11 protein-coding genes are annotated in these 11,681 nt (G+C 52.8%); 5 read left to right on the forward strand and 6 right to left on the reverse strand.

The annotated features are described in order from the left end of the window. Window positions 1-265: 265 nt before the first annotated feature. From HPY30_02680 to HPY30_02705, 6 genes are all read right to left on the reverse strand, one after another. Entirely contained in the window at window positions 266-1,135 is an 870-nt protein-coding gene (locus HPY30_02680) for an OmpA family protein (protein ID QYZ64987.1), read from the reverse strand. Window positions 1,136-1,312: 177 nt separating this feature from the next. Beyond that, entirely contained in the window at window positions 1,313-1,864 is a 552-nt protein-coding gene (locus HPY30_02685) for a purine catabolism protein pucG (protein QYZ64988.1), read from the reverse strand. Beyond that, the gene (locus tag HPY30_02690) at window positions 1,861-3,564 is read right to left on the reverse strand and encodes a potassium channel protein (protein ID QYZ64989.1); all 1,704 of its coding nucleotides are present in this window, start codon (window positions 3,562-3,564) and stop codon (window positions 1,861-1,863) included. Before HPY30_02690 ends, HPY30_02685 begins: the two co-directional genes overlap by 4 nt. Window positions 3,565-3,576: 12 nt before the next feature. Further along, entirely contained in the window at window positions 3,577-3,960 is a 384-nt protein-coding gene (locus HPY30_02695; protein QYZ64990.1) for a hypothetical protein, read from the reverse strand. A 51-nt stretch (window positions 3,961-4,011) separates the two neighbouring features. Continuing rightward, window positions 4,012-4,797 carry a hypothetical protein gene (locus tag HPY30_02700; GenBank protein QYZ64991.1) on the reverse strand — a complete coding sequence of 262 codons (786 nt, stop codon included), beginning with the start codon at window positions 4,795-4,797 and terminating at the stop codon, window positions 4,012-4,014. Continuing rightward, entirely contained in the window at window positions 4,794-5,813 is a 1,020-nt protein-coding gene (locus HPY30_02705) for a methyltransferase (protein QYZ64992.1), read from the reverse strand. Before HPY30_02705 ends, HPY30_02700 begins: the two co-directional genes overlap by 4 nt. Window positions 5,814-5,910: 97 nt before the next feature. On the opposite strand from HPY30_02705, the gene HPY30_02710 reads away from it, so the two are divergent. From HPY30_02710 to HPY30_02730, 5 genes are all read left to right on the forward strand, one after another. After that, window positions 5,911-6,531, forward strand: coding sequence for a hypothetical protein (locus HPY30_02710; protein ID QYZ64993.1), 621 nt, complete (start codon window positions 5,911-5,913; stop codon window positions 6,529-6,531). Between the two features lie 78 nt (window positions 6,532-6,609). Further along, window positions 6,610-8,010 carry a HAMP domain-containing protein gene (locus HPY30_02715; GenBank protein QYZ64994.1) on the forward strand — a complete coding sequence of 467 codons (1,401 nt, stop codon included), beginning with the start codon at window positions 6,610-6,612 and terminating at the stop codon, window positions 8,008-8,010. Then, window positions 8,007-9,449, forward strand: coding sequence for a sigma-54-dependent Fis family transcriptional regulator (locus tag HPY30_02720; GenBank protein QYZ64995.1), 1,443 nt, complete (start codon window positions 8,007-8,009; stop codon window positions 9,447-9,449). Before HPY30_02715 ends, HPY30_02720 begins: the two co-directional genes overlap by 4 nt. Before the next feature lie 281 nt (window positions 9,450-9,730). Then, window positions 9,731-10,963, forward strand: coding sequence for a myo-inositol-1-phosphate synthase (locus HPY30_02725; protein QYZ64996.1), 1,233 nt, complete (start codon window positions 9,731-9,733; stop codon window positions 10,961-10,963). A gap of 47 nt (window positions 10,964-11,010) precedes the next feature. Next, window positions 11,011-11,667 (forward strand): hypothetical protein, encoded by a 657-nt coding sequence (locus HPY30_02730; protein QYZ64997.1) that lies wholly within the window; start codon window positions 11,011-11,013, stop codon window positions 11,665-11,667. The last annotated feature ends 14 nt before the right edge of the window (window positions 11,668-11,681 follow it).

Genomic DNA, 11,681 nt, shown 5'->3' on the forward strand with positions numbered 1-11,681 from the left:
CTTCCCCGGTCAAAACGGGCAAGGTTAGCAAGGCTTTATCAATGTGTGGAAAGGGTTTCTGGCATCGTGAACGGTGATTCTGGTGAAATGCCAAAAGCGTTCACGATCAATCAGAATGGGGGTTCACGTTCGTCCAGAATAGGTGTTCACGATGGATCAGAATCAGTGTTCATGATGGGCCAGAATATGCAGTAATTAACATCCTGATCGATTCACGACATATTGAATGTTCAATAAACTGACTTGCAATCAGCCGTTGCTAACCTCATTTCTCCAATTCGATATCAGCCCGTCTATTTACAGATCTTGCCCGCTCAGTACGGCCGCGAACTTTGGGCCTTGATTCACCATAGTGATATTTCGAAAGTAAATTGTTCTCAACTCCATTCGCCAGCAGAAAATCTGAAACACTTTGCGAACGACGCTCCGACAGTCTCAGATTATATTTTCGCGATCCCTGATCATCCGCATGACCGGATATCTTTATCCGTTTTATCTCCCCGTCTGCCTTCACAAACTCTGCGAGTTTTCTAATGACCATACGGGAATCCTCATTCAGATCATGAATATCCAGAGGAAAATGGACTTCCGTAAGTCGATAGTCGGCGAAACCTTTTGCGGGCAGTTGCTTCAGGCACTTCCTGAAATCCTGGTATGGAGTCTGAAAATAGACCGGTGAAAGCTGTAGATGCACACGTTTGCGCGCATCATCCCAGTCAGGAAAATCAATACTGGAAAGCATGCCTCGATCAAGTGATGCCAATATTCTGGTTGCCTGTTTGCGCTTGAGCAGGAGTGGTCTCAACCCAATGTTCAGTGTTACAGATTCAACCAACAGATCCGGTTCATCGTAGACCCAGGCTGGCGAGACTTCCCGCAACTCAGCGTCAACAGCGGATGGCGTCGGCTGAAAGCTGTCGATATGAAAGGAGAGCGTCTGACCCGCGCGCCGTAGAAAATATGCGGTGCCAAATCCGGGAATCTCATGGCGCAGCTCACATTTCACCTTCGTACCGCTGAAATGCCATTCAGAATTGTGCTCGTCTGCCACGTGGATTTCATCGCTGAACGGCAATGCAGCAGCATTTATCGGCCACGCCAATAGTAAGATCAGAATTCCCGGCCAACTTCTCATTTGGATATAGGCACCTCATATTGCACGATATTCACAGGCGTGAAGCATATCGGCTAATATTCAGAATTCTTTACTTTCTATAACGCAGAGAACCTGTTTTTTTGAGTAGGGTCCGCCGTGCGCACTCTACGCTCTAGGATTTACAGCGGCGTTTGGACGAACACCCTTTAGCAAAAATCACTCATTGCCATGATCTGAAAGAAAATCAATAAGTCCACGAAACCGCGCAAAATCCTCCCGGCTGAACAACTCATCTTCACCAAGTGGAACCTCAGCCAAAAGCCTTTCCCAGTCCTCAGCAGCCAAACACTTCTCCAGCAGAGGGAAGACCTCCTGCTCCTCCTGGTCGATATGTTGCCGCTGAAGGGCAACAAACTCACGCCCGCGGACTTCCACCTCTTCCCGTGGCATCACCTCGCCCTGGATCACCCCCTCCAGGGTCTCCCTGAAACGGTGAGTCAATGCCTCCAGATTAGGGTGCTGATTACCAATCCGCTCAAACAGCTCCCCATCTTCTGAACACCTGTTCTTTGCAACCTGAAATAACAGGTCTTCAGTGGGATGATGAATCTGCTCGGCATAGTGCACAATGAAGTCCAGCAGTTCGATCTTGAGATCAAAATTCGATTCATGGCCTGCAAAAAAGGCATCCAACTGACTGCTCAATAGATCAAGCAGACGTCTCAATATGGTGTGATCGCGATGCAATCGTTCCAGAAGCGTACTCATGCCTTTTCCTTTCTTTTCAACCAGCGCCACAACAGACCCTGAGGACGGGCCTCTCCTGTCAGTATATAGCTCAATGCGTGTTCATTTTGCAGGGTCCACTCCATCCGATTTGCAGCCGAGTGTGACCCGCAGAACAGAATCTGGTCATTTCGATGCAGTATTTCATCCATTTCCGGGAGCAGCACCCTTTCATTATTTCTCAACATCATCAAAGGGATACACTGAAGTAATTCTGAGCGATTCCGAGGATCTGTCACCACATCCCGAAGACTTACCGCCTTCCCCTCCAGGACTGACTGGCAGATGGCGTGGGAGGACTCCTCAGAAAACGCCACTTCCCATATGTCCGGCGCATGGGAAGTCACCAGCGCCAGGATACGGCTCACCAGTTCACAGGCCCACCTATCATCCTGATACAGAACAAGCTGCAGAAACTCGTGCAGCATTGGGGTTCCAAGTAATACACGGATGCGGTTCGCCACAATGGCACTGGGATGCATCACCATATCGGCCTGCAGCGCTTCGATGATTGCATCGTTATCCTGCCGGTTCTGCCGCATAATCACGAATAGATCCGGGTTGAGTTTACGTGCCGTCATGATAATCGAGAGATTGTTGGCATCATGATCAGTACCGGCAATCAGTCCCACGGCGCGCTGAATATTGGCCTCCTGCAAGGTCTCTGCTTCAGTACCACGACCCATGACGCAGTACTCTTTCGGCAGTCCGGTTTTCTCCGGCTCAGCCTCGACAATAACGAGCTCCAGCCCCTCCTTGCGTAACTGGTCATACACAGCCTTGCCAAAACGACCGTATCCGCATATCACCCACAACCCCTCACTTGGTGGGTAGATAGGATCTCTGAGCTCACTCTCTTCCCGGCCCGTCAACCACTCCTGCAACAGGTTGAGACAAGGCGCCTGTATTGCAGTGGCGAGATGAACAGCAAAGGTATCGAAAGGATCGATGATGTAGTCGGTACCGAAAGAGGCCATGTTGGCTTCAATATCGTGGGAATCCGCGCGGCAAATCACTTTGATTTCCGGGTGTAACAGTTTTGCAGTGATGGCTACCTTCAAATTTGCATCGTTGGAGTCGGTCAGGGCAACCACCCCGGAGCAGAGCGCATGCTTCAAACCTGCTTCCATCAGATGTATCGGCATGCGGGCATCGGCACACAATGCCGGAACATACTGTCGCAGATTTTCCAGTTTAAGCAGGTTGACCCGATCCTGACGTATATCGATTGCCACAGCATGCTGATCGCGGTCGGTAAGCGCCTGGATCAGTGCACTGCCGGTCTCACCATAACCACAGATCAAATAGAATCTATCGCGGATCCGCCGGATCTGGGCCGTAAAACGACGTTCTGTCAAAGCCCGTTGAAAAGTGGGATCCTGAAACAGCGTCAGCAGGGTACCTATAGAGTAGAGCCAGACAACAACGGTAAAAAAAATGGAGAAGGTGACCCAGAGGCGCTGGGCATTGGTGAACTCAAATGGAATCTCCCCAAAGCCGATGGTGCTGGCCATGAAGCTGACAAAGTAAAAGGCATGAAAAAAATCCATGCGCCAGGGATTGCCATCTGCATCCTGCCCTGGAATCAGCACCAGACCCAGCACTGCGATTGCATAGGTAAGGATCAGGGCCAGCAACGGCGCCCGCATGCGCCGAAAGATTAGAAAGAAGATGTTTTGCATGACGGATAGCCGTCAACGTCGCAACATGACCGTTTCGATCACCAACAGCACAACAGAGACCACATTGGCCAGCATGGCGCCACCGGAAAGGGAGACAATACTGGCAGTTACCACCGGCGTAAGTCCGATTGTTGTAATCTGTTCCGCCACAGTCCAAACCAGCGCGGCGGCAAAAAGCTGCAGCAGCGCCACCAGACTGGTGGCAAGCAGCACCGCCCCCATCTGCGTCCGGTCACCGAATTTCAGCACCGTGGCGACTAGGTTGACAACGATCACCGCAAACAACTCGTACACGTGATGATGATCCGGATTATCCAGTTCGCCGACAAAAAAACCAAAGTTGAGGGTCAAGGCCAAAACAATGAAGAAACCGAAAAGGACTTTTTCAGGGTTCACGCTATGTCTCCTTTGTCATCGGGGTATTTCACGCCCCAATGCAGTTGATACTTATTTTTGGATACGCTGCACCGTCAGTACAACCTTTGTTCCGATGGGCGGTGCACGCTCAACGTCGGTAAAGACGAAACCCCACTGCTCCAAACCAAGACCCAGGCGGTGTTCAATAATACTTCCGGGGTCATGAACTACACCGATCAACGTACCGTGCATCTGAGCAAGATAACGATCTCCTTCGATGAAGGTGGAACCGGTGTAGCTCCATACCTGCCTTCTATTGTCCTTGGGTGCTTCAGCGCGCAACTTGACGAGATCCAGCAAATCGACTTCGACCTGTTTACCTTTCTCTTCCCAACTGACGCGAATATCCACCGCATCACCATCTACAGGTTTGGTATCGAAGTGGTATTCAGGTAGTCGGACACCTTTGGCATCCAGGCCAATTAGAATACATGCCAAATTAAACTCAAAGGCATCGGCATCCAACTCAAGCACACTCTCATAGGATTTGAAGCCACCTTTCATCACTGCCATATATTCTATCGGTCCACCCTCTTCATAATAGAGCATGACACCCGAGAGGCTAAAACGCCCCGCTTTCTTGTCCAACTGAATGTTGCCGATACGGTACTTGCCTTTACCCAAATCCTCGACTCGGGGTTTCGTTTTCATCAACCCATCACCAGGTTCTCTGGCTTCTGGAGGCATCACGATCTGTCCCATAGCGGGCGTTTTGACTTCTGCCAAAACCGCGCCGAAAAAGACAAACAGGCCAATCATAAAAAAGGCCATTACGGTGATTTTTATTCGACGCTCAGACATATTCTGTCCCTTCATGGCTTGATTCCCGTTACGATCCGATGCGGCATAGGTGGTGGAAAGGGACTCTTCTCTATATTAGTAAAACCCTGCTGCTTCATCCAATCCACCACATCGGCATCCGCATGCACTCCACCATCCTCTGCTGTCAGCAGCATGTTGAGGCCGAACAGAGTGGCAAACCGGGGACTGTTCCCACCTGCATCGGTAAACACATCGCTTACCAACAGCATACCGCCCGGCTCAAGAGCATCAAAGGCCCTCTGGATGAAGCCACGGCAAGTCTGTTCGCTCTCACGATGAAAAACACCAGAGATCAATACAACATCGTTACCCACTGGAAAAGCATCCTGCATGTAATCCAGTGGCTCGGTTTTGACTCGCTCAGACATTCCCATGGATTCCACGATCTCGACCGCTATCGCCACCACTTCAGGCAAGTCCAATACGCGGGAGTGCAGCGCCGGATTTTTTGTCGCAAACAGCGCCGAATAGGTGCCCGGTCCACCGCCCACATCGATCATGCGGGTTCTCCCGGAGAGATCGACCAATTCGACCATAACCTGTCCGATGCCCAACGCCCGATCGTGCATACCGTAGACAAAGTCACGGGTCTGCGCCTTGTCGTTACCGGTATAGGTCTCAGGAGGCATTGGCGGCCTGTCCTCTTTCAACGCCCGTTCCAAGTTACCCCAGGTAGTATAGAGATTGTCGCTGTAACGGAGTGCATTGCCCAGATAAGCCGGACTTTCGGATGTAAGAAAGGTTTGACTCAAGGACGTGTTGGTAAAGTTGTTTTCCCGTTCATCAACGAGGTCCAATCCGACGCAGGCTTTGAGGAACAGCCGCGTCGGTCTCGGCTCGGTGCCCAGTGCGGTTGCAACCTCCTCCAGCGTTTTCCCACCATCCGAGAGCAGATCGAACAGCCCCATTCTGTTGGCGGTAAGCAGGGTCTGTGAATCCCAATAGGCAGTTGACAATTGCATCAACGGAGCGGGACTTAAACCCTGCATAGCTTTATCGGGCTGGCTCACTCCATTCTCCTAGTAGTGGTGCTTACAGGATTTTTCCATCTGTCGGATTCTAACCCAATCCGCTAGACTGAAGTACCTTTCAATCATTCACACATCGATGCGACTTCATAAACAACAGATTCTTGTCATCACCCTGGCTCTGCTGATTCCCATCATCCCCTTCGCGGTAATCGGGGAACTTCCTGGGGAGCAGTGGCTCTCCGCCACCGATGATAACGCGCTCTACTTCGGATTGACTGGGGCAGGTCTGCTGGCCAGTGATATCCTGCTGCCGATTCCTTCGAGCATCATAGGTACCATGCTCGGCGCCCGTCTCGGTATTGTCCCCGGCTGGCCCTGGTGCTGGCTTGGACTGATGCTGGGAAATGTGTTCGGTTGGCTGGCCGGGCGTATGCTGCTCTCCAGACCAGACAGGGTGTTGCCCGAGGCACCAACGCTGGTCATACTCGCCATCAGCCGACCGGTGCCGGTGTTGGCAGAAGCGGTCGCCTTTGCCGCCGGTGCGGGAGGCATGTCATTGCGGCACTTTTTTCTGGTCACACTCATCGCAAACGGACTGATCTCCCTAGTTCTGGCAGGTAACGGCGCCACCCTTCTGCCGGATTCATTTCTCGGCCCCGGCCTGCTGATTCCATTGGGTCTGCCGGTGGTAACCTGGCTTGTCTGGAGACGCTATCAGAAACGGAGCGACGATAGCGGCAGCTCTTCAACGCCCTAAAGTTCAGGCTAGGGGATACTTTTCGCAAACAAACCAATAGTTAAGATATGCTGTGTTGAGACATAAGCAGTTTGTTCAGTGAGTTACATGCTTAGCGACGGCATCTATAAACGGCTCTTTATCCCTTATGTGGTCACTCTGCTATTCAGTGCAGGCGCAGCTTGGTGGATGGGCAGTCAACTCTTTTCCGAAACGCTGGAAAAGCGTCTGCACGAACAATTGATCCACGCCGTAGAGACACTCTCCCGCAGAGATTTCCCCCATACGACCGGCATTGTGGAGCAACTATCACAGCTAATCAGAGCCGATCTATCCCTCATCAGCACCGATGGAAAAGTAGACTTTACGACCTTCAAGGGAGAGAGAGACGATCTGCAAAGGATTATCACTGGATTGCTCGCCGACCACCCTAACCTGCTGCACTCTGAAGAACGCCACAGAGTCGATTTGAGTGGGGCCGACTATCTGCTGGTGATGCGGCCGATAAAACCTCGCAGCAGCAGGAACATAATCTATGTTGCCGCCCTCTCAAACCTGTCAGATATCCGCGCAACCTCACACCGTATGGCTTGGTGGCTGGGGCTCGGCGTCATCTCTGGGCTGCTGCTGGTGGCTTGGGTCGGTCACCGCACCAGCCGCAGCATCACCCTGCCTATTGAAGAACTGGCGGATATGGCTGAGAAGATTGCCACCGGAGAGCGCCAGACATCAGTCAGCATCCACCGCCGGGACGAAATCGGCCATCTTGCGGCCGCCTTGAATACTATGGCGGGCAGACTGCAGGAGTACGAAAAGACGGTGGCTGAACAGAGCCGCATGGCCACGCTGGGGGAGATGACCGCCCGCATCGCCCACGAGATCCGCAACCCATTGACCGCCATCAAGATGCAGTTGCAGTTATTGAAGGAGATCTCCGGCAAAGAGGATCTTGGTGTATTGCAGACATTGCTGGACGAGGTTGGACGACTGGAACTGATCGTCTCCGGCACCCTGCAGCATCGCCTGCCGGCAAAACCGTCAAGGATCACCGTCAATGTCAATCTGCTGATCGATGAAATCATCCGCCTCACCCGACTACAGTTCGAGCACCAGCATATTCAATTGGAGATGACGCCTGGTCGATCTCTCCCCCCGTTATCCGCCGACAGGGATATGCTCCGCCAGATACTGCTCAATCTGCTGCTCAACGCCAAGGATGAACTGCCAGATGGCGGTAAGATTGTTCTCAGCACAGGCGTGGAGACGGGCGGCCGCAGCCTGTGGATTGCAGTGGACGACTCGGGACCGGGCATTCCGCCGGATCGGCAAGTTACGCTGTTCGATCAACCCAGCAGCGACAAACCGGGAGGGTTCGGTCTTGGATTGCGGCTCTGTCGCGAGTTGGCCGAGCTTCATGGCGGACAGATTCGCGTCGAAAAGAGTAAACTTGGCGGCGCCAGATTTTTCCTCAGCCTGCCACTTCAGGATACCACCGCATGAGCAAGATCCTCATCGCCGACGACGAACGCGCCATCTGCGATGCTTTCTCCCGTCTGTTCGAGATGGAGGGACATGAGGCGCTGATTGCCAGCAATGGGAAAGAGGCCTTGCAGGTCATCCGCAAACAACATCCCGACGCGGTTTTCATGGATGTCAGAATGCCCGGTATGGACGGCATCGAGACACTGGCTCAAATCCGTGATGAGATCGGCGGACTGCCTGTTGTAATCATGACCGCCTATGGCGCCATGGAGACAGCGATGGAAGCGGTGCGCCTCGATGCCTTTGATTATCTGGGCAAACCGGTGGAGCTGACCCGCGTCAGGCAGCTGCTGCACCAGATGCTCGAACAGTCCGCCACCGAACCCCCAGCCCCTGAAGCCGAAACCGGGCAGGCAGAACCGGAAACTGAGCCCAGACTTGTGGGACAGAGCGCTCCCATGCAGGAGCTTTTTAAACTGATGGGACTCTTGACCACCAACAACATGACCGTGCTGATCGCCGGCGAGAGCGGCGTCGGCAAGGAGTTAGTGGCGCGAGGCATCCACCTACACAGCAGACAGTCCGAGGCCCCATTTGTTGCCATCAACTGCGCCGCCATCCCGGAAAACCTACTGGAAAGTGAACTCTTCGGTCATGAAAAAGGAGCCTTTACCAGCGCCGAAACTCGTCGTATCGGACGTTTTGAAAGCGTCGGTGAGGGCACTCTGTTCCTCGACGAAATTGGTGAACTTCCCCTGCCCCTGCAAGGAAAGTTGCTGCGGGTGCTACAGGAACGGAGTTTCGAGCGTATCGGCAGTAGTACCCCTATCCCCCTGCAGGCGCGCTTGATCACCGCCACCAACCGGGACCTGGCCAAGGAGGTTATAGACAAACGTTTTCGGGAAGATCTTCTCCATCGCCTCAATCTGGTCACTCTACAGGTCCCACCGCTACGCAATCGCCAGGAGGATATCGAACTGCTGGCCCGTCACTTCTTAAAACAGGTCGCAGGTGAATTGAACAAACCACTGTCCGATTTTGAACCCGGCGTCATCGAGCGGCTGTGCGCCCATTGTTGGCCGGGCAACGTCAGAGAACTGGAACATGTCATCAAACGCTCCGCGCTGCTCGCCCGGGGCAACAAACTAACCAATCATGACCTTGCACTGGAGAATGCATCTCCCGCATCGCCCACCCATGAATCCGGTTCAACTGCCCAGGACGAGTTCGAAGAGCTGAGTGGCACTTTACGTTACACCCTGCGCCAACTGGTAGAAAAGAACAGACCCACCGGGAAAACTGACGGCCCTTTTCATATACTGATCAGTTTTGCCGAGGGGGAACTGGTCGACGAAGCGCTCCGGCTCTGCGACGATAACCAGGTCTCCGCAGCCAAGCTGCTCGGACTCCACCGAACGACACTGCGCAACAAAATTCCGTCACCGTCAGATGAGTGACATCCTTCTGTACAACCATACCAACAAATAATCATATCAATCCAACTCATTGATAATTAATTAATTATTATATTTTTTTCGCCTTTATCAAAAAGCAGACTGTACACTCAGCGTACAATATAAAGCTTTTTCCCATTCCGCCAACACCCACCATAACAATAACTATCCTTTTGTTATTAATAAGTTTTCTTCAACATTATCAGATCAGAAGACATTGGCCCTCTTTTTGCGTAATTTATGCAGACGAATCAAGAATCAACACGGACGCTTCGGCAGAAATCATGAAGAGAGAACGTTCTCCCAGAAAAATTGGCGTCTGGCTCACCGGCGCTCGCGGCGATATCGCAACAACCTTGATTGTCGGTACTCTGGCAGTACGAGCCGGACGGGTTTCCAGCAGCGGCATGGTCACCGAGATCCCGCCCATCAGCGATCTCGATTTGGCTGACCTGGACTCATTGGTATTCGGTGGCCTGGATATTATCGAGGATTCCCTCGTAGATACAGCCCGTGTGGTCGCCAGGCGTTCCGGCACCTATACCTACGAGTTGATTGATGCCATCGAATCCGATCTGCAAGCAATTGATGCGGATATCATCTATGAACCCACGGCGCTCTGGGGACCCGGTTCACCGGTCGAAACACGACCTAACATGTCGATGTTCATCTCCAGAATTCGCAGTCATCTGAAACGATTCAAAGAGCGGCATACACTCGATCATCTGGTGGTGGTCAATCTCACCTCATCCGAATCCCTGCCCGTGGAAACTGAAGCCCATGAGACGAAAGCGGGCATCGAGTTACTCATCGAAGAGAACCGCTCCGAATCACTGACCCCGAGCATCTGCTATACCCAGGCCGCTTTTCTTGAAGGCTGCTCCTATATAAATTTCACCCCCAATCCCGGTTCTGACCTGAAAGGTCTGCACGAACTGGCGGACCAACAGGGTGTGCCATTTTATGGCAATGACGGCAAAACCGGCGAGACGCTGGTCAAGACAGCCCTGGCACCCATGTTTGCCTATCGCAACCTGCGCATCCTTAGCTGGGAAGGCACCAACATGCTGGGTAACGGAGACGGCAAAACACTGGACGACCCGGACCACAAAGTGGCCAAGCTGCGTAACAAGGGTAATGTTCTCGACTCGATCCTCGGCTACTCCCCTCACGGGGGGATCGACATTAACTATGTCCCTTCACTGGGAGACTGGAAAACCGCTTGGGACCTGATTCATTTTCAGGGTTTCCTCGACGTCAAGATGACCATGCAGTTCACTTGGCAGGGTTGTGACTCCATCCTGGCGGCACCACTGGTACTGGATATGATCCGCCTCAGCGAGTTCGCCGCGCGGCAGGGTGAATCCGGCCCCATGTACCATCTCGCGGCCTATTTCAAGAACCCCATCGATTGCGATGAATTGGCACTCTACCCCCAGTTCCAACTCCTGCTCGAATATGTTGATAGTCATCTGCAGAGAAATACCGAAGCAGTCAACCTGGAAAGCATTGGCTGACGATGTTCCATCCGGCACTTGGCGAACGGATGAATCCGGTGCAGATAATGGATTGGCTGCTGCGTTGGGGGCTCGCGGCGCTTTTGGTGCTGCTGTTTCAACACACGACGCCCCTCTCAGGGTCATCTTTCCCCTCTGATGCATGGCTGGTGGTCAACCTGGGATTGGCAACCTCTCTGGCCTGCCTGCTGATGCTGCCACACACCGGCGGCACATTTTCTCTTGTTTTCAACAGCATCGCCTCTGCCATCATATTTCTGCTGTTGCTGTTTGCACACGATAAAGGCACGGTCCCCTATACCATTCTGCTGCAGAGCACACTTGCAGTGTTCATCACCACACTGCTGCTGTTCAGTCTTGCGGGTTTTCTAAAAAGATTTCGTGCAACCACAGAGATCGCTCTACCGACGGTATTTTTGCTGGCACTGGTTGCCGGTAGCGCCACCCTCTGGCTTGGCCCCGTGGTTGAACTTTTTGTTTTCAGTGACGCCGCAGTCAATGCGATCATCGCGGCAAGCCCCATGAGCTATATATCCGCCGCCGCTGAGTACGACTACCTGCGTAGCGAGTGGCTCTATCGCAACACACCCTTCGGCAGCCTGCGCTTTGCCTATCCCGACAGCCTGCAACTCGGCGCTATCTATCTGGGGTTTGCAGCAGCGTTGCATACCCTAACCCTGCGACTTAAACCCAACCTGCATTGAATCGGCAAATATTG

The organism is Gammaproteobacteria bacterium (ex Lamellibrachia satsuma), from assembly GCA_019623805.1.
GTDB lineage: Bacteria > Pseudomonadota > Gammaproteobacteria > Chromatiales > Chromatiaceae > QGON01.